At 36.8% G+C, this 24,920-nt stretch carries 28 protein-coding genes; 7 read left to right on the top strand and 21 right to left on the bottom strand.

Going from position 1 to position 24,920, the window contains the following annotated elements; genetic code table 11:
• Positions 1–41 precede the first annotated feature (41 nt).
• The 5 genes from CQ022_RS09470 to CQ022_RS09455 form a co-directional block, all read right to left on the bottom strand.
• A complete protein-coding gene (locus CQ022_RS09470; protein ID WP_105681164.1) occupies positions 42–641 on the bottom strand; it encodes a hypothetical protein in 600 nt (199 codons plus the stop codon).
• Between the two features lie 140 nt (positions 642–781).
• Entirely contained in the window at positions 782–1,177 is a 396-nt protein-coding gene (locus CQ022_RS09465; RefSeq protein ID WP_105681163.1) for a hypothetical protein, read from the bottom strand.
• A 51-nt stretch (positions 1,178–1,228) separates the two neighbouring features.
• Positions 1,229–1,360: a hypothetical protein gene (locus CQ022_RS23250; protein ID WP_262497573.1), complete on the bottom strand. Its 132-nt coding sequence runs from the start codon at positions 1,358–1,360 to the stop codon at positions 1,229–1,231.
• Between the two features lie 82 nt (positions 1,361–1,442).
• Positions 1,443–1,799 (bottom strand): hypothetical protein, encoded by a 357-nt coding sequence (locus CQ022_RS09460; protein WP_105681162.1) that lies wholly within the window; start codon positions 1,797–1,799, stop codon positions 1,443–1,445.
• A gap of 11 nt (positions 1,800–1,810) precedes the next feature.
• The gene (locus tag CQ022_RS09455) at positions 1,811–1,975 is read right to left on the bottom strand and encodes a hypothetical protein (protein ID WP_228421508.1); all 165 of its coding nucleotides are present in this window, start codon (positions 1,973–1,975) and stop codon (positions 1,811–1,813) included.
• 214 nt (positions 1,976–2,189) lie between these two features.
• On the opposite strand from CQ022_RS09455, the gene CQ022_RS09450 reads away from it, so the two are divergent.
• From CQ022_RS09450 to CQ022_RS09440, 3 genes are all read left to right on the top strand, one after another.
• Positions 2,190–3,203 (top strand): nucleoid-associated protein, encoded by a 1,014-nt coding sequence (locus CQ022_RS09450; RefSeq protein ID WP_105681800.1) that lies wholly within the window; start codon positions 2,190–2,192, stop codon positions 3,201–3,203.
• 133 nt (positions 3,204–3,336) lie between these two features.
• The gene (locus CQ022_RS09445; RefSeq protein WP_123864416.1) at positions 3,337–4,227 is read left to right on the top strand and encodes a hypothetical protein; all 891 of its coding nucleotides are present in this window, start codon (positions 3,337–3,339) and stop codon (positions 4,225–4,227) included.
• A gap of 58 nt (positions 4,228–4,285) precedes the next feature.
• A complete protein-coding gene (locus CQ022_RS09440; RefSeq protein ID WP_105681160.1) occupies positions 4,286–5,059 on the top strand; it encodes a cyclase family protein in 774 nt (257 codons plus the stop codon).
• 91 nt (positions 5,060–5,150) lie between these two features.
• On the opposite strand, the gene CQ022_RS09435 is transcribed toward CQ022_RS09440, so the two are convergent.
• The 6 genes from CQ022_RS09435 to CQ022_RS09410 all read right to left on the bottom strand — a co-directional run bounded on the left by CQ022_RS09435 (position 5,151) and on the right by CQ022_RS09410 (position 12,322).
• Positions 5,151–5,903: a succinate dehydrogenase/fumarate reductase iron-sulfur subunit gene (locus CQ022_RS09435; protein WP_079242849.1), complete on the bottom strand. Its 753-nt coding sequence runs from the start codon at positions 5,901–5,903 to the stop codon at positions 5,151–5,153.
• Positions 5,904–5,916: 13 nt separating this feature from the next.
• A complete protein-coding gene (locus CQ022_RS09430; protein ID WP_105681159.1) occupies positions 5,917–7,833 on the bottom strand; it encodes a fumarate reductase/succinate dehydrogenase flavoprotein subunit in 1,917 nt (638 codons plus the stop codon).
• 11 nt (positions 7,834–7,844) lie between these two features.
• A complete protein-coding gene (locus tag CQ022_RS09425; protein ID WP_105681158.1) occupies positions 7,845–8,501 on the bottom strand; it encodes a succinate dehydrogenase cytochrome b subunit in 657 nt (218 codons plus the stop codon).
• 16 nt (positions 8,502–8,517) lie between these two features.
• A complete protein-coding gene (locus tag CQ022_RS09420) occupies positions 8,518–9,948 on the bottom strand; it encodes an anion permease (RefSeq protein ID WP_079242846.1) in 1,431 nt (476 codons plus the stop codon).
• A gap of 19 nt (positions 9,949–9,967) precedes the next feature.
• On the bottom strand, positions 9,968–11,134 hold the full coding sequence (locus CQ022_RS09415) for a porin (protein WP_105681157.1): 1,167 nt from the start codon (positions 11,132–11,134) through the stop codon (positions 9,968–9,970).
• Positions 11,135–11,272: 138 nt separating this feature from the next.
• Complete coding sequence (locus CQ022_RS09410; protein WP_105681156.1) at positions 11,273–12,322, bottom strand: linear amide C-N hydrolase; 1,050 nt, start codon at positions 12,320–12,322, stop codon at positions 11,273–11,275.
• Between the two features lie 380 nt (positions 12,323–12,702).
• Here CQ022_RS09410 and CQ022_RS09405 point away from each other — a divergent pair, with 380 nt between their 5' ends.
• From CQ022_RS09405 to CQ022_RS09395, 3 genes are all read left to right on the top strand, one after another.
• The gene (locus CQ022_RS09405) at positions 12,703–14,901 is read left to right on the top strand and encodes an ATP-binding protein (RefSeq protein WP_105681155.1); all 2,199 of its coding nucleotides are present in this window, start codon (positions 12,703–12,705) and stop codon (positions 14,899–14,901) included.
• A gap of 21 nt (positions 14,902–14,922) precedes the next feature.
• Positions 14,923–15,474 (top strand): biliverdin-producing heme oxygenase, encoded by a 552-nt coding sequence (locus CQ022_RS09400; protein WP_105681154.1) that lies wholly within the window; start codon positions 14,923–14,925, stop codon positions 15,472–15,474.
• Between the two features lie 118 nt (positions 15,475–15,592).
• The gene (locus CQ022_RS09395) at positions 15,593–16,519 is read left to right on the top strand and encodes a malate dehydrogenase (RefSeq protein ID WP_034699354.1); all 927 of its coding nucleotides are present in this window, start codon (positions 15,593–15,595) and stop codon (positions 16,517–16,519) included.
• Between the two features lie 195 nt (positions 16,520–16,714).
• Here the strand turns inward: CQ022_RS09395 and CQ022_RS09385 are convergent, their stop codons facing one another.
• From CQ022_RS09385 to CQ022_RS09340, 10 genes are all read right to left on the bottom strand, one after another.
• The gene (locus CQ022_RS09385; RefSeq protein ID WP_105681153.1) at positions 16,715–17,266 is read right to left on the bottom strand and encodes an REP-associated tyrosine transposase; all 552 of its coding nucleotides are present in this window, start codon (positions 17,264–17,266) and stop codon (positions 16,715–16,717) included.
• A gap of 146 nt (positions 17,267–17,412) precedes the next feature.
• Positions 17,413–17,910: a hypothetical protein gene (locus CQ022_RS09380; RefSeq protein ID WP_105681152.1), complete on the bottom strand. Its 498-nt coding sequence runs from the start codon at positions 17,908–17,910 to the stop codon at positions 17,413–17,415.
• A gap of 484 nt (positions 17,911–18,394) precedes the next feature.
• Entirely contained in the window at positions 18,395–19,312 is a 918-nt protein-coding gene (locus CQ022_RS09375; RefSeq protein ID WP_105681151.1) for an alpha/beta fold hydrolase, read from the bottom strand.
• A gap of 50 nt (positions 19,313–19,362) precedes the next feature.
• Positions 19,363–19,548 carry a hypothetical protein gene (locus tag CQ022_RS09370; protein WP_105681150.1) on the bottom strand — a complete coding sequence of 62 codons (186 nt, stop codon included), beginning with the start codon at positions 19,546–19,548 and terminating at the stop codon, positions 19,363–19,365.
• Between the two features lie 104 nt (positions 19,549–19,652).
• The gene (locus tag CQ022_RS09365; RefSeq protein WP_105681149.1) at positions 19,653–20,204 is read right to left on the bottom strand and encodes a putative glycolipid-binding domain-containing protein; all 552 of its coding nucleotides are present in this window, start codon (positions 20,202–20,204) and stop codon (positions 19,653–19,655) included.
• A 22-nt stretch (positions 20,205–20,226) separates the two neighbouring features.
• Positions 20,227–20,799 carry a Crp/Fnr family transcriptional regulator gene (locus tag CQ022_RS09360; RefSeq protein ID WP_105681148.1) on the bottom strand — a complete coding sequence of 191 codons (573 nt, stop codon included), beginning with the start codon at positions 20,797–20,799 and terminating at the stop codon, positions 20,227–20,229.
• Positions 20,800–20,929: 130 nt separating this feature from the next.
• On the bottom strand, positions 20,930–21,163 hold the full coding sequence (locus CQ022_RS09355) for a hypothetical protein (protein ID WP_047379510.1): 234 nt from the start codon (positions 21,161–21,163) through the stop codon (positions 20,930–20,932).
• Between the two features lie 102 nt (positions 21,164–21,265).
• Complete coding sequence (locus tag CQ022_RS09350; RefSeq protein ID WP_105681147.1) at positions 21,266–21,802, bottom strand: GNAT family N-acetyltransferase; 537 nt, start codon at positions 21,800–21,802, stop codon at positions 21,266–21,268.
• Positions 21,803–21,819: 17 nt separating this feature from the next.
• Entirely contained in the window at positions 21,820–22,212 is a 393-nt protein-coding gene (locus CQ022_RS09345) for a VOC family protein (protein WP_105681146.1), read from the bottom strand.
• A 20-nt stretch (positions 22,213–22,232) separates the two neighbouring features.
• The gene (locus CQ022_RS09340; protein WP_123864415.1) at positions 22,233–23,018 is read right to left on the bottom strand and encodes a hypothetical protein; all 786 of its coding nucleotides are present in this window, start codon (positions 23,016–23,018) and stop codon (positions 22,233–22,235) included.
• A gap of 102 nt (positions 23,019–23,120) precedes the next feature.
• On the opposite strand from CQ022_RS09340, the gene pafA reads away from it, so the two are divergent.
• Positions 23,121–24,767, top strand: coding sequence for an alkaline phosphatase PafA (gene pafA / locus CQ022_RS09335; RefSeq protein WP_105681144.1), 1,647 nt, complete (start codon positions 23,121–23,123; stop codon positions 24,765–24,767).
• Positions 24,768–24,920 lie beyond the last annotated feature (153 nt).

The raw sequence follows: 24,920 nt of genomic DNA, 5'->3' as shown, positions 1-24,920 counted from the left end.
TATTTCCGGGGATTTGTTTTTTGAATAATCATACATGATAATCATTCTTTATAAGAATATTCAATATTAGTCCACAAAACCTGATCTCCTGCTTTTATCATTTCAGAGGGAGTCGTAAATATATTTCCAAAAATATTTTCGAATTGGGTGGTCCCAAAATGGGCACTTTTAGTAATTAATAGTGCGTCCTGATCGTTTCGGGGTACTTTTTTAACGTATCTGTACGTTCTTTTTAACGTAAATGAAGAGGTGTTTTTATTGAAATCACCAATGTAACTTGGCTTATTATTGTTATTCTCTTTGATCAGTACAGAGTCATTGACGATCGTAAAACTATAAGTGAAATCCGTAGATGAGGTTTCGGAAAATAATTTAATGGTTTTGTTTTTATGATCAAGGCTTATTTTTTTCCATGCAGGTTCCTGATATAAGCTCCAATAATTGTTGAGGTAAGATTCATCCGGTGTAGATTTTTCTCCGTTTGATCCTTTGTACAAAACTGTATTTTTTACAGCATAGCTTTTAAATTGAAACAGGTAAAGACTTTTATCAACAGGTCTTGGATCATCAATCGTATTATCATTATTTTCACAAGAGATTAATGAGAGTGCCATCATCAGGGCATAAAAAGAGTATTTCATGGGTATATTGTTACAAAAAAAATAGAGGTTTCACACGTAACAGTGAAACAAAATAAAATGGAAATTATATTTAATAGTGGAAAAAAATAAAAAGGTGAAAAGGTAAATATTCGATTTACCCTTTCGCCTTTTGCTTTAATTTATTTCCCAAAATATATCTGATCCTGCTTCTGCTGATCATTATAAATGATCTGGAAGCTTACAGGCATATATTGATAAAGGAGTTTCCAATGTTGAATCTTTGCGTGTTTTTTGAAACTTTCAAAAGATCTTACAAACAGATTTTCAATCATGGTTCTTACATAAGAATCACCGTTTTTATAGATTGAGTCCATCAGTTTAAGGTGATGGGCAATAATGCTGATTTTAGATTCCTGTAAAAGATTCTTCAGATAATTCACGGTAGCCTGCATGATCCCAGCGAAATTGTCCTGAACAGACAACTGTGTGATTTCATTGCGAAGTGGCGGATAGAAAAATTTTAAGTATTCAACAGCTATTTTTTTATTAATAGTTTGCATTTTTACTTTCATCATAATTAAGAATTTTTCAAACACTTTTTAATGCAGCGAAATGTATACCAAAATCTAAAGACAGGCTGCAAAAATAAAAACTCCTAGGATCACTGCAATGTGAGTGAGCAATATCTCTGTATTGTGTCTGTTTGACGTAGTTTTCCAGGTTTTCCAGTCTGAAATTCTTCTTATTTTATTTTTCATAATCTATTGATTGTGAGTTATTTTTAATTTTGTTTAATTTAAACACTTTGTAATGAAACGGATGAAAAATGTAATAAAACCGTTATATGCCATGACTGTAAATTTGTCTTGAATACACCTTCTGAAGGTTGGCAGAAATGTGACTAAAAATCACTTTTCTGTATTCCTCACTGCAGAAAGCTGTACAATTGTCCAGAGAATAGATAAAAGTAGTTTCAATAGCATTCTTTAATACCGTATCTCCGTCAGTGTATATTTTGTCCATTTTCTGTAAACTTCTGAACAGCAGATTTCTGTCATTCTGGCGGATCATATTTTTAATACGTTCCGTAAAAGTTCTGATGATGCTGTATGAATTTTGAATTTTAATTTCTTTTACTTCTTTTTCAAAGTCGGGAACCACGTCTGTGATTTCCTTTACGGCTTGCAGATAATTCATAATATTATATTTTAATTTGGATTGTGTTCTAATAGTTTAATGATCGCACCAAAGATGAAAATGGTTAAAAAAGCAAAAAAGAGCATATGATAAGGTTTCAGCCATTTCGGAGTTTCAGGTCCTTTGCTTTTTAATCTTCTCAGCTTGTCGAGTCTGTTTAAGGTCTTTAAGTCCATTTTTCTATGTTTTCAAATGATGATGCCAATGATATTCCGTTAGAAAAGAAATTGAATTAAGATGTTGGTATTTAATCGATTGTATTTTTATGATTGAGTTTTTTTAATAAAAAAGCCTTTCAAAATGATAAGGAATTTCTCAAAATGGAAATTGAATTTTCAGTTTCATGTGAAGGATAGAATGAATATCTTTGCAGTCCAAATATTCAGAAAAATGTTTTCAAAAATAATAGTACACAGAGTAGGAAATAAGATCAATGGGGATTCCCTGACGATTTCCCAGGAGGAATTGAAACTGGAAGAAGGAATGGCAGAAATGCTTGAAGATTACTTTTTAGGTTCTTTTAAATCGGAAGAAACCTTCCATTTTTACAGTGATACTTACCTGGTCAATAATCCGGTTTACAGTGCTGTATCTGAAATTTTTGATGACAAATCCAAGTTCATCTGGGAATCTGAGAATATTGCAAAGCATCTTTTTGAAGCGGCAGAAAACCCAAGAGTTCAGAGTGGAGAGCTTTTTATCGTTCTTTTTGAAGATGAAAGTGACCGTCCGGACAAGGTAGATAAAATCGGGATCTTTAAAACAGAGAAGAGAGAATCTTTCCTGAAAATAAATCCTGCAGAAGAAACATTTGACATTGAAAAAGATCAGGGAATTGGTTTATCTAAAATTGATAAGGCGGCTTTGATTTATAACAATAATAAAGAAACCGGATACATACTTTCTGTGGTTGACAACAACAAAAACGGAGATATGTACTACTGGTTCGAAGATTTCCTGAAAGTAAAACAGCGTGATGACGAATATTTCCACACGCAGGAAGCGTTGATGGTCTATAAAGATTATATCACAAAACAGCTTCCTCAGGAATTTGAAGTTTCCAAAGCGGATCAGGCAGATTTCCTTAATAAATCTATCAATTTCTTCAAAGAAAAAGAAGAGTTTAAACTGGATGAATTTGCCAGTGAAGTATTGGGTGACGAACATGTAATTGAAAGTTTTGTGAACTTTAAAACAGATTACGAACAGGATATGCAGGTGAATATCGCTGAAGAATTCCCGATCAGTGAAGCAGCGGTAAAAAAGACACAGAGACACTTTAAGAGTATCATTAAATTAGATAAGAACTTCCACATCTACATCCACGGAGACAGACAGAAAATTGAAATGGGTGAAGATGATAAAGGAAAATACTACAGACTTTATTTCGAAAAAGAGGTGTAAAAAGAAGTCGGCCATTCCATAATAATATCATAACTTTATCAGACCACACAAAATAACAGTTATGAAATTCATGATCATTTTCTGGGCCGTCTACATCCTTTTTTTCTGCATACCTTTTCCGATATTTATTTATATGATGACTTCGGAAGGAACAGGGGAACCGAGAAATTCATTAGCCGTGAGCTATGGATATCTCGGTTTTTCTTTGATCATATGGGGATATATTCTTGTGTACTTTACCAATATTCTTTTTATAAAAACCTTTAAGGAGAAGAATACCATTCAGTCTATTCTGCGAAACGGAACTCCCAGAGAGGCCAAAATTATGAATTATAAACTCCTGAAATATATCCCTGAGTCCAACATCAATGTCATTCAGATTATTCTTTCGTTTGCTAATCTGAGGAATGTTCAGATAGAACAGGAAATGATGTTTCATGATATAAAACCACAGGAAAAAAGATTTGATGAAGGAAATACGGTTAAGGTGTTACTGAATCCCAATACTTCAGAAAGTCCTTATTTTATTTTAGCCGGACAGCAGACTCAATTTAATTCTTCAGGAATGGTTCTCAGATTGATATTTTTAGTATTGATGATTGCTTATGTGGCGGGATTGTACTATTATTTCTACACCACAGAATCTTACGATTTTGGATGGCGTTTCCTCACCTTTATGCACCCGATTATTTTCAGTGGAGTGATGATCCTTATTTTCGTATTGATTTTCCAGTTTATTTTAGGGAAATTTTTTAAGAATAAAAAAGATGAGCAACTTCTTTTTACGGGAAGAAACGCTGAAGCCCATATCATCAGTGTAACCCAGACCGGACTTACCGTGAACGATCAGCCTCAAATCATGTTTCAGGTAAGCTTCAAAGATTTCAGAGGTACTGAACATATTGCGGTCTACAAGAAAATTGTCAGTCTTTTGAAGCTTTCTTCCATTCCAATACACGGCACGATTGAGATAATGTATGACGAAAACCAACCTGCGAAAATCATGATTCCTAAAGGGATTTAAAGATATTAATTCACTTTTTAGGTTCATTTTATTATCTTTGTCTCCTTATCCAAATCATATGAAAACAACACTTGTCGATTTAACAAAGCCTATTCAGTATAATGCAGGCGACCCATGGTTCATGCGGGTGAAAATTAAACATAAAGCACACAGAAAATCACATTGGCTGATTCGTCTGGCACTGAGACTTCCTTCAAGACTTTTTCCTAAAAACTGGACGGGTTGGGCAGATGATACTATCAAAAATATGGGACTTCATGCTACGACCCATATTGATGCTCCATGGCATTACGGCCCTGTAGTAGAAGGGAAACCTGCTAAAACAATAGACCAGATTCCATTGGAGTGGTGCTATGGAGAAGGGATTGTGATCGACTGTACTCATAAAGAAGATTTTGTAGCCATCACTGTAGATGATCTTAAAAATGATCTGAATAAAAACGGGATCACCATCCAGGAAGGAAATATTGTACTGATCAGAACGGATCGTGATAAGCTGATGGGAACTCCGGAGTTTGTAGAAAAAGGAACAGGAATGAGTAAAGAAGCTACAGAATGGCTGATTGATCAGGGCGTAAAAGTAATGGGAATTGATCAGTGGGGCTGGGATCTTCCTCTAAAATATATGGCTCAAAAAGCCAAAGAACTGAATGATCCCGAATTCTTCTGGGAAGGCCACCGCGTAGGAATTGAGAAAGAATATTTACACATCGAGCAGCTTACCAATCTTGGAGCATTGCCTCCATCAGGATTTAAAATCTGTGTATTTCCTCTTAAAATTGTCGGAGGATCTGCAGCTCCGGCGAGAGTAGTAGCAATGATAGATGCATAGGAATGTAAATTTTAAAGAAAAACAAAAAGGACGAATTTGTCAGTAAGCAAATTCGTCCTTTTAAGTAGTATCATTTCGACTTTCGTCTCATTTAATTTTTCTTTCTGAAAAACAAAGCTCTGTTATACTCAAAATTCATTCTGGCGATATTGAGTACGGAAATTCCCTGAGGACATTCCACTTCACAGGCTTCCGTATTGGAGCAGTGCCCGAATAATTCCGTATCCATTTGTGCAATCATATCCAATACTCTTTTACTTCGTTCTTCTTTCCCCTGAGGAAGAAGTGCCATGTGGGTAATCTTTGCAGAGGTAAATAAGGCGGCACTTCCATTTTTACAGGTAGCCACACAAGCTCCACATCCGATACATGCGGCAGAATCAAAAGCTTCTTCAGCCGTTTGGTGAGTCACTGGAATAGCCGTTGCATCAGGAGCCTGCCCCGTATTTACAGATACAAAACCTCCTGAAGATATAATTCTGTCAAAAGCAGAACGATCTACTTTTAAATCTTTCTTTACAGGAAAAGCTTCAGCCCGGAATGGTTCTATCAGAATCGTTTCCCCATCTTTAAAAGACCTTAAATGAAGCTGGCAGGTCGTTGTATTTTTCAGAGGACCATGGGCAATACCGTTAATCATCATCCCACATTGTCCACAGATTCCTTCACGGCAGTCGTGATCAAATTCTACAGGTTCATCTCCCTCAGTGATCAGTTTTTCATTCAGGGTATCCAGCATTTCTAAGAAAGACATATGGGAATTCAATCCTTTCAGGTCATAACCGACGAGTTTTCCTTCACTTTTTCTGTCTTTCTGTCTCCATATCTTAAGATGTAAATCCATAATTTTCTGTTTTTTATTTGTAACTTCTTACTGTTGGCTGAATCTCTTCAAAGATTAAAGGCTCTTTAATCAATGCTGGTTCGCCATTTTCACCCGTCCATGCCCAGGCAGAGATAAACTGATATTCGGTATCATTTCTCATCGCTTCTCCATCCGGTGTCTGGAACTCTTCCCGGAAATGAGCTCCGCAGGATTCGTTACGGGTTAATGCATCATAGCACATCAGTTCCCCGATTTCGAAATAATCAGCAACACGACCTGCTTTTTCCAGTTCGGTATTCATTTTATCTCCCTGTCCGGAAACTCTTACATCTTTGTAGAATTCCTGTTTCAGTTTTCTGATCTCCTGAATGGCATATTTCAATCCTTCTTCGTTTCTGGCCAGACCACAATAATCGTACAGGAGTTTTCCTAATGTTTTGTGGAAATAATCAACGGTTTTGGTTCCTTTGATGTTCATAAAGTCCTGAATCTGTTCTTTCACTGCTTGTTCAGCATGTTCAAATTCCGGAGTATCCGGTGAAATTTTTCCGGTATGAATTTCATCGGCCAGATAATTGGCAATTGTATAAGGAGCAATGAAATATCCGTCTACTGAAGCCTGTAAAAGAGAGTTTGCGCCTAATCTGTTGGCACCATGATCTGCAAAATTAGCTTCACCTAAAGCAAAAAGTCCCGGAACAGTGGTCATCAGTTCATAATCTACCCAAAGCCCACCCATGGAGAAGTGTGCAGAAGGAGAGATCATCATAGGTTCCTTATAGGCATCATATCCTGTTATTTTAAGATACATATCAAATAAGTTTCCATATTTTTCCCTGATCTTATCTTTTCCCTGTTCTTGTATTGCTTTTGAAAAATCAAGATATACTGCATTTTTCAAAGGCCCGATTCCGAAACCGGCATCAATTCTTTCCTTTGCCGCACGGGAAGAAATATCCCTTGGAGCAAGATTTCCGAAAGCCGGATATCGTCTTTCAAGATAATAATCCCTTTCATTTTCCGGAATATCATTGGGTGGTCTGTTTTCACCTTCTTTCAACGGAACCCAGATTCGTCCGTCATTACGCAATGATTCAGACATTAAGGTCAGTTTAGACTGATAATCTCCGGATTGTGGAAGAGAAGTAGGGTGTACCTGAATCCAGCTTGGAGAAGCCATTAAAGCTCCTTTTTTATGGGCTCTCCATATGGCAGAGCCATTACATCCCATGGCAAGGGTAGACAGATAGTAGATTTTTCCGTAGCCACCTGTTGCCAGTATTACAGCATGTGCTGCATGTCTTTCAATTTCTCCTGTGTCTAAATTCCTAACGATAATTCCTCTGGCTTTCCCGTCAACGGTAACCAGATCAAGCATTTCATGTCTTGAAAATAATTGTACAGAGCCTTTTCCCACCTGTCGCATTAAAGCCTGATAAGCCCCCAGAAGTAACTGTTGTCCGGTTTGCCCTCTGGCATAAAAAGTACGGCTTACCTGAACTCCACCGAAAGAACGGTTATTCAGATATCCTCCGTATTCACGTCCAAAAGGTACGCCTTGTGCTACAGCTTGGTCAATAAGGTTCAGAGAACATTCTGCCATACGGTATACATTGGCTTCACGGGCTCTGAAATCTCCGCCTTTTAGCGTGTCTACAAACATTCTGTATACACTGTCACCATCGTTTTTATAGTTTTTTGCTGCATTTACACCTCCCTGTGCTGCCACAGAGTGTGCTCTTCTCGGGCTGTCCTGAAAACAGAATGATTTGACATTATAGCCCATCTCTCCCAAGGAAGCTGCAATAGAACTTCCCGCCAGTCCGGTTCCTACAACAATTACATCCAGTTTTTTTCGGTTGGCAGGATTCACGAGTCTTGCTTTCTTTTTATAATTTTCCCATTTATGTTCCAATGGGCCTTGTGGTATTTTTGAATCTAAAATCATGACCGTTCTGTTTAATGATAAGTAAAGAATACATACACCGGCATCAATGCAAAACCTATACAGATAATGATTGAATAGGCAATTCCGATAGTTTTGAACCATTGTACAAACTTAGGATGATACAGTCCCAGCGTTCTTACCGCACTGTGTATCCCATGAATCAGGTGATAGCATAAAGCAATCATTGATAAAACATAAATGATAACGTACCACCATTCTTTAAAGACATTCACTACCAGAATGTAGAGATCTTTGTTTCCGTTTTCATCCAAAGGCGGATTTCCGAATTTATAGATATACCAGAAGTTCTGGAAATGGATCACCAGGAAAATCAGAATTAATGTTCCGAGGATTCCCATATTTCTGGAGGCCCATTTGCTGGCTCTTCCGCGTCCGTCTCTCTGATAGCCGCCGCCTGATTTTTTATTCTTTAAAGTGATCATAAGCCCGTCTACAGCATGCAGAATGATACTGGCATATAAGACGTAAGACACTATTTTAATAATGATGTTTCCTGATAAAAAATGCGAATAGGCATTAAATTGCAGGTGTGCCTGTTCTTGTGGAAGAAAAAGCTGAAGATTTCCAAGGAAATGAATCAACAGGAAGAATCCCAAAAAGAGTCCTGTAAGGCACATCAGCATTTTTCTTGACAGTGTTGATAACATATTTTTGATTTAATAATTAATAATATCCTAAGACTTTCATCCACAATCCTCCTACAACCATATAAATGATCAATAGTACGATTCCTATTTCAAGACCTCTTACCCACCAGGCTTTGAGATCTACATATCCACTTCCGAAGAATACCGGAGCCGGACCGTGGCCATAATGGGTAAGCACTCCATAAATAGAACCCATGAAACCAAGCATCATTGCCAGTAACATTGGAGGGATTCCCAAAGAAACCCCAACACCTAGTAATGCTGCATACATAGCCGCTACGTGAGCGGTAGCACTGGCAAAAATATAGTGACTGAAGAAATAGACTATAATAATAACCGGGAAGGCTACCTGCCAGCTCAAACCTCCAATTTGTACTTTGATAAGGTTACTGAACCATCCAATGAAACCTAATTCATTTAAAGAGCTTGCCATCATCACCAGTACAGCGAACCAAACGATAGTATCCCATGCTCCTTTTTCTCCTTTTACATCTTCCCAGGTTAATACTGAAGTTAACAGCAATAGTGTTAATCCGATGAATGCTGTAGTGGTAGCATCAATAGAAAGTGCTCCTCCAAATATCCAAAGGGCCAGCAGAATAAAAAATGCTAGCAGCATCAGCCATTCGTTTCTGGAAATAGGTCCCATTTCTTTTAATTTCTGAGCGGCCATTTTTGGAGCATCACCTGTTTTTTTCAGTTCAGGCGGATATAATTTGTACAATACCAAAGGAACAACAAAGAACGCTACCGCACCGGGAATGAAACCTGCTGCAGCCCATGACATCCAGGTAATATCAATCCCAAGATTGGCGGCAAATTTCTGACACATCGGGTTACTGGCTGTCCCGGTAAGGAACATGGAAGAAGCGATGAGGTTCATATAATAGCTGTTCAAAGTCAGGAATGATCCTAGTTTTCTATGGGTTTCCGGTTTTTCAGGAACGGAATCGAAGCTTATTGCCATAGATTTCATAATAGGGTAGATAATCCCACCACCTCTTGCTGTATTACTCGGAATAGCAGGAGCCAGACAAACATCAGCAAGTCCTAATCCGTAAGCAAGTCCCAGTGAACTTTTACCAAAGACTCTGATGAATAAAAAGGCGATACGGTTTCCCAATCCTGTTTTGATAAATCCTCTGGCAATAAAGAATGAAATTCCGATCAGCCAGATTACTTTGTCTCCAAAACCGGAAAGAGCTTTGGTAATGGATTTTCCGGCATCTCCCGGAGCAACTACCTGTGTAAGGGCTGTAAAACCAATGGCCATCATACACATCGTACCCATTGGAGCCGCTTTAAGAATGATCCCTAAAATAGTTGCCGCAAAGATGGCAAAAAGATGCCAGGCATTTTCTGCAACACCCTCCGGAGCAGGGATGAACCATATAATTAACGCAACAACAAATGTGATCGCTACGTTTTTGATATTAATTTCTTTCATGATACTAACTATTTAATCGTTAAAATCTACTCTGAACTTGCACTATAAATAGATTGTTGTTGTATTGTGAGGTGTTTTCCACCTGATATTTGTAGCGGTCAAATTGTACTCCCAGCTGAATTCTTGCCCCGTAATTTTTCAGGAATTCCAATCCGAACATTGGGGTAATGGTCTGTCTTGGGTTAGAAGCCATTCTGAAATTGGTGTCAAGATATTCGTAGCGGCAGGATAATTCGAAAGCACTGAGATTTTTGTGGTTGATCTCGTATCTCAGATTCGGCAGGAAGTAGGCTCCTCGTATCAAATACTGATCGGGATTTTCAGGACGTAATTCCGGGGCAATGGAGTTGTACAGAACATGGTTGGTAGCCTGTTTAGCTTCCAGCTGCATATCAAGGCTCCATTTTGGATCAAACTGGATCAGTGAGCTTAGATCTATACCTAAGGCATACACCTTTTTGCTGAAGACTTCTCCGGTACCTCCATTCAGCCCTACATTGAAATGGTATTTTTTAGATAATCCGAAAACAAGACGGGTAGAATACTGCTTTCCGTTGTCATTATCATTGATCTGATTCTTTCCATTTCCATTCACTACTGAAACAGCATATTGGAAAGGGATTTCCCCGAGTTGAAGTTGTCCTGTGGCAGACATTCCGATCTGGAAACTTGTCCAGCCCAGTTTTCCAAATTCCGTATATTGATTGGACCAGTCTAGAGATTTGATAATATCAATAGGATAAGTCTCTTCAATACCGAACCAAGGTCTGAACTGTCCTACAGTAATGGCTAATTTAGGATTGAAGGTATACTTCAGATAAGCGTTTTCAAGAACTCTGCTTTTGGGGTCATTTTTAAAATCGGCAAGGTTAGCCAAAACAACAACTTCCGTTCGTTTACTGATCTGTGCGCGAACCTGAACCCTCATGTATTTGAGCATGAAATTATTATCAGTTCCGGAGCCATCGGTATGATGAAGCCCGTTTACATCAACATCTTTAGACATTCCTACCAGATAACGTGCCTGAAAAAGGCCTTTGATCTGCAGCTGTGGATATTTTACATTGTCTTCTTCCTGTGGAGGAGGTGTGGTCTTCAGAGAATCCTGATTTTGTGCATGGACTGATAAGGCACAGGCCAGCATGCACAGGATCAGGCTTTTCTTTTTAATCGAAAAAAAGGCCATATCTATTTTTGTTTTTTTATTGTGAAATCTATTTTACCACAACTGCTTATCCAACCCGTTTTAGTATCTCGTCAAATCATAATGGGGCATACTTAGGGCATTGTTTACTAAGCGCAAGCATTTTTTGTGGCGAAATATCTATTTTAATCCTAAGAATGTGAAGGGTGCAGATTCTTTAAACTCTGCATTGGATTTTCCATTATAAGTGCGGTTATCACTAAGATCCAGTTTCATCACTTTTCCTTTAGAACTTAAATCAAAATCTTTAAGATCTACCCAGAACGTGTTGGGAGTGAAAACGGTTTCAAAATAATATACCAGGTTTTTCTGATCCGAAACAGAACGCCATCTTGTGGATGAAATATTGGGTTCGGTAGCGGAAGAGATTCCATAAGGTACAGAACAGTTTCTGATGACACTGAAAACACTGGCTACTGCTGTGCGGGTATCGGCAGTCTGCGGAATTGCATTGATGTAGTATGAAGCTCTCACAAAGCGGTCTGCAGCGCGGTTAGTCCCAGGAAGCATAACTGTTCCGGGAATCCCTTTCCAGTAATTGTTAAGAGCGAGCTGTTCCTCAAAAATAGGAGAGTTGGTCATAACGGTGTAAGAAGGATCATGGTGGATCACCAGTTTTCCGTTAATATATTCGAATACGGCACTGTCTCCTGAAGCATCGGAAATGGAAAGGTGAACGGTAGTAAATCTCTCTGTTCCTGGAATATAATCGCTTACAATCACGAACGGTTCTTTTTGTGAATGCTCTACAGCTTCTTTTACGGTGGCGAAATTATCAAGATAATATTGTGCCCATAATGAGATGGCAATTCCCTTTTTACTTCCTTTTCCATCGAATTTTGGATATTGAGATTCTCCCAGCCAAAGCAGATTAGCAACCAATCCTTTTTCGTTCATTCCGTCTGATGATGCAATATCCCATGACGTACTGACGAGGCTTCCGTATTTGGCAGTCCATTTTACTGATTTAGAACCTACCTGCCCGTTACGGTCTATACCTTTTGGCAAAACCCATAAATTGGCAGGGATTTCATCACGCCAGTCCATAGAACGGGCTGTAATAACGGTGTTCTGTGGTCCTTTGTAAACTACCCTTGTACATGCTTCTGATGGATTCCATAATCCTACAGAGAGGATCAGAGAAAATAAAATTAATGGGAACTTTTTCATAATAGTATTATTTGAATTTAAATTTTATATTGAATTTATTGTGAATAATTCAATTAATTTTGATCATATTCATTATTTGGTGATATAAATTTAGCGAAAATTGTTTAAATAAAACAATTATTAGAGTTAATAATCTGTAATCCATGTTATGAATCATGATTAAAGAGTGCATAACCTGATTATTGGATTTTTTTTCGTATATTTTAGAAACATGGCATAAAAAAGGGGTAAAAATGAAGAATATTTAAATGCGTTTTTTATACATTTTTTATCCGTTATCTCCCATGAATGCGTCGTAGAGTGAGCTTTGAAATTAGATACCACAAAAGTGAACACTGTTCAAAAAAACGCTATATTTGATTAATAGACTGAAGAGATATATGAATTTTGTAGAATGTCATGAAGAACCTATCCATATTCCGGGTTCTATACAAAGTTTTGGCTATTTGATAGGCATTGATGCGGAATCCCATACCATCACTTTTTTTAGCAGGAATATCTCGGATATATTTACCATCGAAAGCCCGGAAAAGCTTTTCGAAAAGAAGATTACAGACTTTCCGGAAAGTTTTCAGAGTATTATCAATTCAGAAATATATACTTCTCTGGAAAGGTTTACCAGACGTAAAAACGAAACCTATTTCGACAAAATTTTTATCAACGAAAAAGAGTATCACTTTTCTGTTTTCAGGAGTGAATCTTCCATTTTTCTTGAATTCGAAGAAGTCCTGATCAATCCTGACAAGAGGATTTCCAATAAGTATGATAATTTTTACATCATTGATAACGAAAAAGAACTCTGGAATCATCTTCTGGAAACGCTGTCAAAGGTGGTAAACTATGACCGGATGATGGTCTATAAATTCATGATGGACGGTTCCGGAAAGGTAATTGCCGAAAGAAAAAATGAAAATATGGAAAGTTTTCTGGGGCTTCATTATCCGGAGTCTGATATTCCGAAACAGGCACGGGATCTTTATCTGAAAAAAAGAAAAAGAATTTTCAGTAATGTATATGCTGATACTGTTCCTATTTTAAGCAAAAGTACGGAAAGTATTGATCTTACTTTTTCAGCTTCCAGAGGGATGTCGCCTGTTCATGGGCAGTATCTTAAAAATTCGGGTGCGGCTTCAAGCTTCAGTGTTTCTATTATTATTGATGATCATCTTTGGGGCTTGGTTACCTGCCAGAATGTAGAACCCAAGCATATTGACCTTGAGGATAGAGTACAAGCCGGAATTTTTACCACACTGGCTGCGAATGCCTATTCATCTTTTAAATCTAAAAGTGAGCTGAACTACCGTTTGGAACTGAATGAGAAAATGTCTCAGATGAAAACGGAATTTCTAAAGCATCATAACCTGTTTGATTCTCTTATCGAATGTAAAAAAGAGATCCGAAACTTACCTGAGGCAGACGGACTTGCCATTGTTTCGGATGAGAATATTGTGACAGACGGAAATACTCCTGGGTTGGAAAGTATTAATACCATTGCACAATGGGCACTTGAAAATACCAGTGATCTGATCTATGTGAGCCGAAACTTCCTTAAAGATCATGGCAAAGAGCTGGATCTGTCTGAAAATGCAGCAGGAATTGTTATTTACTTTATTGAAAGAGATAAAAATGAAATGCTGATCTGGTTTCGGAAAGAGTTTGATGAACATATCAACTGGGCTGGAAATCCAGAGAAAAGAATAAGTGTGTTTTCTCAGAATGGCGAAGAAAGACAGATGATATCACCCAGAACTTCCTTCCGTATTTTTACTGAAAATATCAAAGGGTATTCTAAAAGATGGAATTCCAGAAATGTGAGTGCTGTACAGGCTGTAAGGGACCTCATTTTAGAAACTTCTCATAAAAATTATAATGCGATCAAAAGGCTTAATGATGAGCTTAAAAAAGTAAATGAAGAGCTTGACAGTTTTTCTTATACCATATCCCATGATCTGGGAACTCCTTTGACTGTAATGAAGCTGAATGCTCAAATGCTTTTGGGAAATCTTAGAGATGATTCTGAAAAAAGCAAGACCAAGATTAATTCGATTATCGAGGAAATCGACAATATGGCGGAAATGATGCATGACGTACTGCAGCTCAGCCGTGCCAAGCATAGCGAAATACAGCTTGAAAGTCTTGAAACGGCTCATACAATTGAGAAAATTTCTGCAAACGCCAAGATGACCTACGGCAGTCCGAACAGTGAAATTATCATTAAGGAATGCCCGGATGTCATGGCTGATAAAACCCTGCTTCATCAGGTATTTTTGAATATCATCAATAATGCAGTGAAGTATTCGTCCCACAAAGATCTTCCGCAAGTAGAAATTGAAGGAACTGAAGACGTTCAGACTATTATTTACAGGATTTCTGATAATGGTATTGGTATTCCTGAAGAGGAGAAACATAAGATGTTTAAAATCTTCAACAGAATGGATAATGCCAAGAAGTTTAAAGGAAACGGAGTAGGGCTGTCTATTGTACACCGCATTATGAAAAGATTGGGAGGAAATGTGGATTTTGAAAGCAACAGTGAGGGAACTTCTTTTATTTTAACGTTCAAAAAGCCTTATATTTGAGAAACTTTTAAAACGTTATGTATGGTATCAGAATATCTTAAACAGAATACAGCAGATTATCACGATGCAGCAGAAAAACTTTTTAATTCTGAAAAGATTTTTAACAAAACTTTCACTTTAGAGGATTATAAAAAGATTATCCACACCAATTACCTGATGCTTCTTCACAGTGAAGATAAAATATTCAACAGCCTTTCCGGTAAGTATGCAGAGAAACTTCAGCTGGATGCTAGAAAAAAACTCTCCCTTATTGAAAAAGACCTGAAAAGCCTTTCTCTGGAAAATCAGGAAGTATCTCATCCTCTGGATTTCAATAACGAGCATGAAGCACTTGGAGCCATGTATGTGATTGAAGGTTCTACCCTGGGTGGAAATGTAATTGCAAAACAGCTTTCTAAAACGGAAGGATTTGATGAGGTTACCTTCAATTTTTTCGGATGTTATCAGGAAAATACAGGGCCTATGTGGAAGAATTTTAAAGAAGTTCTGGATACAGAGGTAACTGAAGAAAACTACAATGAAGTGCTTTCCGGTGCGAAAAAATTATATACGTTTTTACTGAACGTCAACTAATTTATTTTAATTCTAATTAAATTCCTGAAAAATTGCTCAATTTTTCAGGAATTGTTAAATTTGGGGAGTTTCAAATTTAAACTTAACTAACAAAAAATAATTTTTAAAAAGTAACAATATGAAAGTAACTGTAGTAGGTGCAGGCGCTGTAGGAGCAAGCTGTGCAGAATACATCGCAATGAAGAACTTCTGTTCAGAAGTAGTTTTGGTAGACATTAAAGAAGGGTTTGCTGAAGGAAAAGCAATGGACTTGATGCAGACAGCATCTCTTAACGGATTTGATACAAAAATTACGGGTACAACAGGAGATTACAGCAAAACTGCAGGTTCTCATGTAGCAGTAATCACTTCAGGGATTCCAAGAAAACCTGGAATGACAAGAGAAGAATTAATCGGTATCAACGCTGGTATCGTGAAAGAAGTTACTGAAAACTTAGTAAAACATTCTCCGGAAGTAATCATCATCGTGGTTTCTAACCCAATGGATACTATGGCTTACCTTGTTCACAAAACTTCAGGTCTTCCTAAGCACAAAATCATCGGAATGGGTGGTGCATTAGACTCTGCAAGATTCAAATACAGATTAGCTGAAGCATTGGAAGCTCCAATTTCTGATGTTGACGGTATGGTAATCGCTGCTCACAGTGATACAGGTATGCTTCCATTATTGAGCAAAGCGACAAGAAATGGGGTTCCTGTAACTGAATTCTTGAGTGATGAGCAACAAAAATATGTAATCGAAGAAACTAAAGTAGGAGGAGCTACTCTTACTAAATTATTAGGAACTTCAGCTTGGTATGCTCCAGGTGCAGCTGTTTCTGTAATGGTTCAGGCTATTGCATGTGACCAGAAGAAAATGATACCTTGTTCTTTAATGCTTGAAGGAGAATACGGACAAAATGATATCTGCCTTGGTGTTCCAGCAATTATCGGAGCAAACGGAGTAGAATCAATTGTAAACGTAACCTTGACTGCTGAAGAGCAATTGAAATTCGCTGAAGCTGCTAATGCAGTTAGAGAAGTGAATGGAGATCTTAAATTTTAATAATAGCCTGCTTTAAGCAGGAATTAAAATAGATAAACCCCGGCTGTTTCATTTGAAACGGCCGGGGTTGTTTTTAAATTCTTGAATATTGAGAAAAGTTTTTGGCGCGGCCGGAGGCCGCGCCAAAAACTTAATATTTGTAAAATTGTTAATACAATATCATTTGCTGGCGCGAGCGTCCCGCTCGTGTCCACATTATAAATTAACATCTATTTCAAGAATCCTCTCATAATCGTCACAATAATTTCTGGCACTGCTGTATTTCCATTCCCAAGGTTCCATAACGAATCCAGATTCTACAGGATTCTGATGAACATAATTTAGTTTTTGTTCAAATACTTTTAATGACCATATCTCTAGGGGCATATTATTTTGTTGCCAAAACTGATACTTTTTTATATTAGAATTTTGGCTTCCTGCTTTTTTAAACATCCACAATAACCACTCTTTTCTGCTTTCCTGAGTATTGTCTTCAATAGCTTGTAGTAGTTTTTTAGCTGTAAAACCTTTAAAATCTCTTATTAATTCTGAAGGTTGGCATTTCTCTGACCGGAATAACAGATGTACATGACTAGGCATGATACAATATCCGAAAATAATCATTCCTTTGTTTTTTCTACAATATCTTAATGCTTCAATAAGAATATCAAAATATTCCATTCGTATAAAAATATCTATCCAGAATACTGTGGCAAAGCTTATAAAATAAGCTCCTTCTTTTTCATGAAATTTGTGTTTTCTGCTCATATTATAAAAATACTAAAAACTCATTGTCATTATTGTGTTATATATTTTTTAGAGATCTAATGGGCTCACGAGGGAGGATGTTAAGTGAATTTTGAATTAAATTATTGTGAGGGACACGAGCGAGGACGCTCGCGCCAGCGGAGATATTAATTGATCTCAACTGTTTGGGCTATACTCTCCCAGTTATTTTTTTCATAGTAATCTAACTTGCTATATCCGTTTATATTGTTGATAGTATAAATAGCTTTTATATTTTTCAAATCTTTTTCTTCCATGTAAAGCCCAGTTAGAGGGTTGTTTGGGAACGTTATACTGTTAGGCTTTTTAAAAAATACTAAAATTTGGAAATATCCGTCTGTATAATTAGATTTAACATTTGAGCAGTAAGCTTTTAACTGTTCAACACTAATATTACTATTCACTACAAAAAGAGTCATTTGATTAAAATTACCATCATTTCTTAATTCTTTTTTACTATCAATTTTTTTTATTTCACTACTATCATATTTTAACTTTTCTGTAGTTGTAATATTATTACTTTCTTTTTCAGAGTTCAATATTGTGTCAGAATCTTTTTTATTATTGGTACAATTAATAAAGATTAAAGTTATCGCAATCAGAAGTATATTGAAGCATGTTTTCATAATTATAGTTTTAATATTTCAAAATTAAAGATTCTTTGACCTGAACCATTACAGAAAACCATAATCAAGTCTAATCATTGAAAATGGTATCTACAGCGACTTTCAGAACTTCCTATACCCCCTTCTATAAGTCCCTCTACCCCCTTACCCAAGGGGGTAGACCTGGTTGTTTATGGGGATAGAGAGTGTTCTGTAAGGGGGTAGAACCCCTGGATAAGTGCCTCTAGGGGGTTGATGAAGGGGATACAGACTGTTACATAAGTGGGTAGAGACCGTTGATGAAGGGGCTGGAGGCCGTTCTTAACTGGTTATAGCCAGTTCATGAAGTGTCTAAAGAGACTTATACAACTGGCTAAAGGGAGTTCGGAAGTGGGTAGAGGCAGTTGATGAAGAGTTTACGGGAACTTTTATAATGTAGGAATGGTTTCAGCGCGGCCGGAGGCCGCGCTGAAACCCCTATTATTATAGACTTATCAATAGAATATCACTTTGTTGTATACACAAACTGACTGACAGCGTTCACAAACTCTTTATTTTTTTCGTAGTACAAAAGGTGGCCACCATCAATGGAAACTACTTTCTGATTGGGAAAACGGAAGGTTTTATAATGCTGAGTACCGACAGCTTTATCCTTTTTTCCGGTGATGATCAATACTGGAACAGGGATATCTTTTGTAATAGGAGCGTAATCGGCATAATATTCCGGGAAGTCTTTAGGTTTTGAGATAACGGCCATTCCGAAGTCGATGATTCGGGGATGGAGAGAATCAATCTTATCGGATTCTTTTATGGTTTCAATATCTTCAGTCAGAAATTTATATCCGATTCTTTTTTTCCTTAATACACTGCTTATTTTTGAAAGTTCTGAGGTAAGACTGTCTTTAGGAACAGCTTTGTTTTTTGCCTGTAAAAGACTGTTTCCGTATTCAATCTGTTCCTTCACTGACTCATCATTCAGGAAGTGGAGCGTGACATTGGCAAGGATAAGCCCTTTCGTATGCCGGGGATATTTTTTTGCATAACTGACCGCAATAATTCCCCCAAAGGAATGAGCGAGGAGAAAGATTTTTTTCAATTGGAGATGCTGTCTCAGTTCCTCTATATCCTGAATCATTTTATCAAGATGATAGTTTTCCGAAGTACCGGATGCCCCGGAACCCCGCTGATCCATATAAATCATCTGCATGTTTTTTTCCAGATGGTTTCCACCCATCAGTTCAAACGATGGATAGCCCTGTCCGGGACCGCCGGGAATATAAATGCAGGCTTCTCCTTTTCCGGAGACCTTGTACTTGATCTTTACATGATCTGAAGTTTCATAAAAACCTTCGGAGTGATGATTCTGAGCTGAAATGACAGTCAGGGAAACGAAAAAAAAGAGTAGGAGAGCAATTGTTTTCATATCCTTATAACAATTATAAAGGAATGTTTATTACGCTGAGTATTATTTAATTACTGAAATACTAATACCCCTGTAATTATAATGAATACTATAGCCACAGAACCTACCGTAATATCTTTTTTTTCTTCTTTTTCAAAATCTTTTTCAGATGCTTCCTGTTGTTGTTTATAGTTGAGTTTGAAAATAAAAATTAGCCTTATTACATTACCAATTAATCCTAAAAAATTGACATCCATATTTATTTTTATGCTTTGTTATATTGGGTGGAAGGGGATCAGATTTTTGCTGTGAAAACAAGGACCGCAGCTTTATCTCATCATTTGTGATATTGTTTTATGTCTCAATGTTCTGCAATCTTTTCAAACAGTCCTGGATAATTTGTAACGAATCCCTTTTCATCCACTGAAATTTCTGCTTTAAAATCGTTTTCAATGTTTTCATACAGGTATTTATTAACCGCTGTTCGGGTGTATTGTTGCTGAACAGGTCTGATATGATGGTTTAAAACATCAATATAAATAACATCAATCTTCTTAGAGCTGTTTTCTGAAAGCTTTAAGTTGTTGATCGGTAAAGTATTGGTGAATGGCGTAAGTGAGATATCTATGAATATGAAATTATTGAATTCAGGATGTACAGCATTATTGATTTCCCATTGATCCTGGATTCTTTTTCCTGTAAGTGTTCTTTTCCTGTTATTGATTTCAGATTCGATTAAAAAACTCTGAATAATCCAGTTTTTATCAATGAGAATGCTATAGTTTACAGCGTAGATTTTGTCTTCATAAGATCCGATGATTTTTGATGTTACAGTATAACTCCTATCATCAGATTGCAAATTAAAATATTCAAGAGACTTGAAAAGGATTCCTTGCCAGATCAGTGTTTTCATATATTATTTTGGATGTAATTCGTTAACGGGTAATTCTTCGTTTTCGGATTCTGCTTAATGTTTCTCTTGCTACTCCAAGAAATGAAGCCAGCTGAGTGAGTGAGACACGTTGCAGCATTTCGGGATGTCGGGTTTCGAGATATTCCAGTCTTTGTTTTGCCGTATAAAGTTTGAACAGATTTGAAAATTCTTCTTGTCTGGAAGCAAATTCCCGGATACAATGGCGGCCTAGTGTTTCAATTTCAGGTGCATTTTTGGCTGCTTCAAATAATTTTGTTTTATCAAAAATAATAGCATGCAGATCTTCACAAGCGATGATATTAAATTCAGACTTTTGACCACTTCCAAAACTGCTGATATTGGTGGCCACTTCGTTTTCAAAGAAAAATCCGGTGTTTTTTATGGTTCCTTCTATTTCATAATAGCTCTTACAAAATCCTTTATCAATGTAAAATAAAGCGTTGCAGATTTCACCTTCCTGTAACATCAGTTCATTTTTCCTGTAATTCCTTTCTGAAAGAGCAGGCTGAAGTGTTTTCCAGCTTTCGTCAGAAAATGGGGTGAGAGATCTGATATATTTCAGAAGATTTTCCATGATATTGGAGTTTCTGTTTTTGCGAAATTAATGAAATTGCGGAGAATGTAAGCATGTTTTGCCTTTGAAAAGGTCATAAAAAAGAGCGGTAAAGACCGCCCTCAACAAAATTTTATCTAACAAAAATATTTTACATATAAACGCATCCGCATCCTGTTTCCCATTCCTGGCAAAGGCGCATTGGTTCGTTACATCCGGGATTGCCACCGCCACCACCGGAAACTCTGTAACAGGTACCGTCACTACAATAGTAAGAGCCTATAGTAGGCGGACAATTTCCATCCATATCACATAATGCATAGGGAGTGTCACCTCCACTGATCAGTACAAGCTGATTCCTTTTAAGTTTTTTAAGGTTTTTCATAGTAATAAGATTTTAATTTGTTGATTACTAATGTATAAAATTTTTAACACACTAACAAGTGTTTTAACGTATTAGAATTAAAAGATGGTAAGATTTTGAGATTTATTCTACATCTAAAGTCATGAAAAGAGCGATTTCCTCTGCATTTTCATAGAGTCTTGTATTCAGTCCGGTAATATTGAATCCCATTCTTCTGTAAAACTGTATCGCAGGATAGTTGGTATTTTGTGTTTCAAGTTCAATAACTCTGCAGTTTAATCTTCTGGCTTCTTTGATCGCACTTTTAATAAGGCTGATTCCGATTCCTTGTCGTCTATGCTTTTCATCGATCAGAATATTTTCGATATAAAAGCTGTTGTTCCATGTCCTGTGTTCACAAATAATCCAGCCTGCAAGTTTTTCATCAACAAAAGCACCGAAAGAATTTTCCTTTTCAATAATTGTATTGAGCTCTTCCAGTTCTTCAGAAGTTGTTTCCCAGGTTTTGGTATAAGGCAAAGACTTTTCTTTCAAAATAAACTCAAAAGAACCTCCAGATTCTATAGATGAAACGATGTATCTTATTTCTGTTGTATAGCCGTTATGTCCCCATTTTAAACTTGGATTAGAGGATAATTTCTGTAATTTTTTTATTTCCACATCAAATATTTTTAGACTTATTGAATTTCAGTACAGATTTCTACCAGATAATGATCAGGATCTTGGATATAAGCTGTTTTTTGTCCCCATGGTTTTACTGTGATATATTCATAAAGAACAGCTCCGTTTTTTATAGCCTTTTCTACCAGGGCTTCTACATGGTCTGTGGTAAATCCCAGTTCTATTCCGAAAGGCTTATCCTGAGTTTTTGAGCTTAAAAATCCTTTTCTAATATTGGAATTCGCAAGACTGAGAGAAGCAAATGACAGTGTGGTTTCTCCTGTCAATAGCTCACCATAATCTTTTTCAGGAGTGATGAACTTTATTTCAGAACCAAAGGTGTTTTTATAAAAATTCATAGACTGCTCTACATCTTCCACATAGAGAATGACATATTTGAATTTGATCATATGATTGAATTAAAATGGTTTTATTTTTTGTTGATGATATATTCTTCGTCTATCATCAGTTCTATATGAGGCCCCTGTAATGGATACTCTTTGAAGCTTCCGAAATGACCGAAATGAAGAGGATATTTCCAGGTAATTTGACGAACTTTACTTCCAAAAGAATTCATATCAACCTTTTGGATATTCTCTTTTTTCTGCCTGCCATTGCTGAAAAATAGCATAAGATTGCAATGATCATTAAAATCAGAATCATGATAATAGAATACATGGAGATTTTCCTCCCGGCAAATATGTACTAAATCATTAATAAGACTTTGTTTATGCTCTAAAGGTAGATTACAGTCAATTCTGGCCGTATAATTTTCAGCATTACTTTTTTTTAAATCTGAACCCACCATCTGAATGAACCGATGTTCTATACTTTTGAATTCTTCTTTTTCAGGAGGATAGCTTTTACTGGATTGTAGGGTAAAAGGAAGGCTTGAATCTAATAGTATTGCATTTTCACAGATCAGTAACTTTTCAATTTCTATGGCAAACTGAAAGTGAAAATCAAAAAGCATATGATCTCCGATATTGAGGATCAACTGATTCCCATCGGTATTGACATGTAAATAGGTTTTGTTAAAGTCTGATTTCAGTTCTCCCAGTTTCATCATAAAATCATCTATATTTTTAACCTGAACTCTTGCTGCCAGCTCAGCCGGATTATCGGCATGGCCGCCATATCCCGGATAGAATTTGAAAAACGTAAAGTCATATAAATGATCCGGAAATTTGAAATACCAGTATATGCCTAAAATCATAGAAGATTGATTGATAATTGTACAATAATCAAATTTAAATAAAATTTCATACTCCAAAACTTTCAAAACCCTTAAATTTGTCATCAATAAAAATTTACTTGGATGCTTAGGAACATTTCAATTGCGGCAGCTACTTTATTGTCCGTAGTTACAATCAATGCACAGAAGAACAAAAATACTCAACTGGAAAGACCCAAATTAGTTGTAGGTCTGGTAGTAGACCAGATGCGTTGGGACTATTTATACCGTTTTTATGGTAAATATGGTAATGACGGTTTCAAAAGACTTTTGAATACAGGATACTCTTTGAATAATGTACATATTCCTTATGTTCCTACCATTACGGCTTTGGGACATACATGTATCTATACAGGATCTGTACCGGCTATCCACGGAATTGCAGGAAACGACTGGACAGATAAGGAAACAGGAAAAGGCGTGTACTGTACTGCGGATGAAAGCGTTCAGCCTGTGGGAACCACCAATGTAAAAATAGGAAGCCATTCTCCCAAAAACCTTTGGTCTACTACGGTGACTGACGAATTGAGGCTGGCTACCAACTTCCAGGGAAAAGTAGTAGGAGTTTCTTTAAAAGACCGTGCTTCTATTCTTCCTGCAGGACACACGCCAAACGGAGCTTTCTGGTTTGATGACAGTACAGGAAACTTTATTACCAGTACCTGGTATATGAATGACCTTCCTCAATGGGTGAAGTCATTCAACTCTCAGAATCTTCCTGAAAAATTAGTAGCCAACGGTTGGAATACTTTACTTCCAATCAATGAATATACGGAAAGTGCACCGGACAATTCGCCTTGGGAAGGCCTGTTGGGAAGTGCAAAAACACCTACTTTCCCTTACAGTAATTTAGCAAAAGACTACCAAACTAAAAAAGATAATATCCGCTATACACCTTTCGGAAATACGTTGACGTTAAAGTTAGCCGAAGCTTCTGTTGAAGGTGAAAAACTAGGTGGAGATGCTGTTACAGACTTTTTAGCGATCAACCTTGCCTCTACAGATTATGCAGGACATAAATTCGGACCTAATTCTATTGAGGTAGAAGATGTTTATATCAGATTAGATCAGGATTTAGCAGAATTCTTCAAATACTTGGATTCAAAAGTAGGAAAAGGAGAATATACAGTTTTCCTATCTGCTGACCACGGTGGAGCACATTCTGTAGGATTTCTTAAAGAACATAAAATCACGACAGGTTTCTTCGGGGAAGATGCTGAAAAGAATCTGAACCAAAAACTTAAAGATAAATTCGGAGCAGATAAATTGATTAATGCCATTGATAACTATCAGATTTATTTTGACAGAAAGGTATTGGCAGATAGCAAGCTTGAACTGGATGATGTAAGAAATTTCACAGTAAAAGAAATTGAAAAAGATCCCACTGTTTTATATGCTGTTTCTGTAGATAAAGTTCAGGAAGCGAGTATTCCGGAACCAATCAAACAGAGAATTATCAATGGGATCAACAGACAGAGAAGTGGAGATATCCAGTTAATTTCTCACGATTCTATGCTTCCTCCATATTCTAAAACAGGAACTACACACAGTGTATGGAATTCTTACGACTCACATATTCCATTAATCTTTATGGGATGGGGAGTGAAACAGGGAGAAAGCAATAAAGAATATCACATGACAGATATTGCTCCTACTGTATCTTCTCTATTGAAAATTCAGTTCCCAAGTGGAAATGTAGGAAACCCGATCACTGAGGTTATTGGTAGATAAATTAATTATAAAGCAAATCTGTTTAAACGTTTATTTTTTGAAACATTAAGATGGTATTAAGATGTTGAGAGTATTAAGATGAGCTTCGCTTTAAGCCTAAAAAATCAGAATGATTTATCTTAACTATACTTTATTCCTTAAATGATCCTTAAT

It is taken from the genome of Chryseobacterium culicis (assembly GCF_002979755.1).
Classification (GTDB): Bacteria; Bacteroidota; Bacteroidia; order Flavobacteriales; family Weeksellaceae; genus Chryseobacterium; species Chryseobacterium culicis_A.
The sequence above is the reverse complement of the archived record's forward strand: the minus strand, read 5'-3'. Positions and strand labels throughout refer to the sequence as shown.

Excerpts from the sequence above, each read along its gene's own strand:
- CQ022_RS09470 (WP_105681164.1), bottom strand. The coding sequence starts at position 641 with ATGAAATACTCTTTTTATGCCCTGATGATGGCACTCTCATTAATCTCT.
- CQ022_RS09465 (WP_105681163.1), bottom strand. The coding sequence starts at position 1,177 with ATGATGAAAGTAAAAATGCAAACTATTAATAAAAAAATAGCTGTTGAA.
- CQ022_RS23250 (WP_262497573.1), bottom strand. The coding sequence starts at position 1,360 with ATGAAAAATAAAATAAGAAGAATTTCAGACTGGAAAACCTGGAAAACT.
- CQ022_RS09460 (WP_105681162.1), bottom strand. The coding sequence starts at position 1,799 with ATGAATTATCTGCAAGCCGTAAAGGAAATCACAGACGTGGTTCCCGAC.
- CQ022_RS09455 (WP_228421508.1), bottom strand. The coding sequence starts at position 1,975 with ATGGACTTAAAGACCTTAAACAGACTCGACAAGCTGAGAAGATTAAAA.
- CQ022_RS09450 (WP_105681800.1), top strand. The coding sequence starts at position 2,190 with ATGTTTTCAAAAATAATAGTACACAGAGTAGGAAATAAGATCAATGGG.
- CQ022_RS09445 (WP_123864416.1), top strand. The coding sequence starts at position 3,337 with ATGATGACTTCGGAAGGAACAGGGGAACCGAGAAATTCATTAGCCGTG.
- CQ022_RS09440 (WP_105681160.1), top strand. The coding sequence starts at position 4,286 with ATGAAAACAACACTTGTCGATTTAACAAAGCCTATTCAGTATAATGCA.
- CQ022_RS09435 (WP_079242849.1), bottom strand. The coding sequence starts at position 5,903 with ATGGATTTACATCTTAAGATATGGAGACAGAAAGACAGAAAAAGTGAA.
- CQ022_RS09430 (WP_105681159.1), bottom strand. The coding sequence starts at position 7,833 with ATGATTTTAGATTCAAAAATACCACAAGGCCCATTGGAACATAAATGG.
- CQ022_RS09425 (WP_105681158.1), bottom strand. The coding sequence starts at position 8,501 with ATGTTATCAACACTGTCAAGAAAAATGCTGATGTGCCTTACAGGACTC.
- CQ022_RS09420 (WP_079242846.1), bottom strand. The coding sequence starts at position 9,948 with ATGAAAGAAATTAATATCAAAAACGTAGCGATCACATTTGTTGTTGCG.
- CQ022_RS09415 (WP_105681157.1), bottom strand. The coding sequence starts at position 11,134 with ATGGCCTTTTTTTCGATTAAAAAGAAAAGCCTGATCCTGTGCATGCTG.
- CQ022_RS09410 (WP_105681156.1), bottom strand. The coding sequence starts at position 12,322 with ATGAAAAAGTTCCCATTAATTTTATTTTCTCTGATCCTCTCTGTAGGA.
- CQ022_RS09405 (WP_105681155.1), top strand. The coding sequence starts at position 12,703 with ATGAATTTTGTAGAATGTCATGAAGAACCTATCCATATTCCGGGTTCT.
- CQ022_RS09400 (WP_105681154.1), top strand. The coding sequence starts at position 14,923 with ATGGTATCAGAATATCTTAAACAGAATACAGCAGATTATCACGATGCA.
- CQ022_RS09395 (WP_034699354.1), top strand. The coding sequence starts at position 15,593 with ATGAAAGTAACTGTAGTAGGTGCAGGCGCTGTAGGAGCAAGCTGTGCA.
- CQ022_RS09385 (WP_105681153.1), bottom strand. The coding sequence starts at position 17,266 with ATGAGCAGAAAACACAAATTTCATGAAAAAGAAGGAGCTTATTTTATA.
- CQ022_RS09380 (WP_105681152.1), bottom strand. The coding sequence starts at position 17,910 with ATGAAAACATGCTTCAATATACTTCTGATTGCGATAACTTTAATCTTT.
- CQ022_RS09375 (WP_105681151.1), bottom strand. The coding sequence starts at position 19,312 with ATGAAAACAATTGCTCTCCTACTCTTTTTTTTCGTTTCCCTGACTGTC.
- CQ022_RS09370 (WP_105681150.1), bottom strand. The coding sequence starts at position 19,548 with ATGGATGTCAATTTTTTAGGATTAATTGGTAATGTAATAAGGCTAATT.
- CQ022_RS09365 (WP_105681149.1), bottom strand. The coding sequence starts at position 20,204 with ATGAAAACACTGATCTGGCAAGGAATCCTTTTCAAGTCTCTTGAATAT.
- CQ022_RS09360 (WP_105681148.1), bottom strand. The coding sequence starts at position 20,799 with ATGGAAAATCTTCTGAAATATATCAGATCTCTCACCCCATTTTCTGAC.
- CQ022_RS09355 (WP_047379510.1), bottom strand. The coding sequence starts at position 21,163 with ATGAAAAACCTTAAAAAACTTAAAAGGAATCAGCTTGTACTGATCAGT.
- CQ022_RS09345 (WP_105681146.1), bottom strand. The coding sequence starts at position 22,212 with ATGATCAAATTCAAATATGTCATTCTCTATGTGGAAGATGTAGAGCAG.
- CQ022_RS09340 (WP_123864415.1), bottom strand. The coding sequence starts at position 23,018 with ATGATTTTAGGCATATACTGGTATTTCAAATTTCCGGATCATTTATAT.
- pafA (WP_105681144.1), top strand. The coding sequence starts at position 23,121 with ATGCTTAGGAACATTTCAATTGCGGCAGCTACTTTATTGTCCGTAGTT.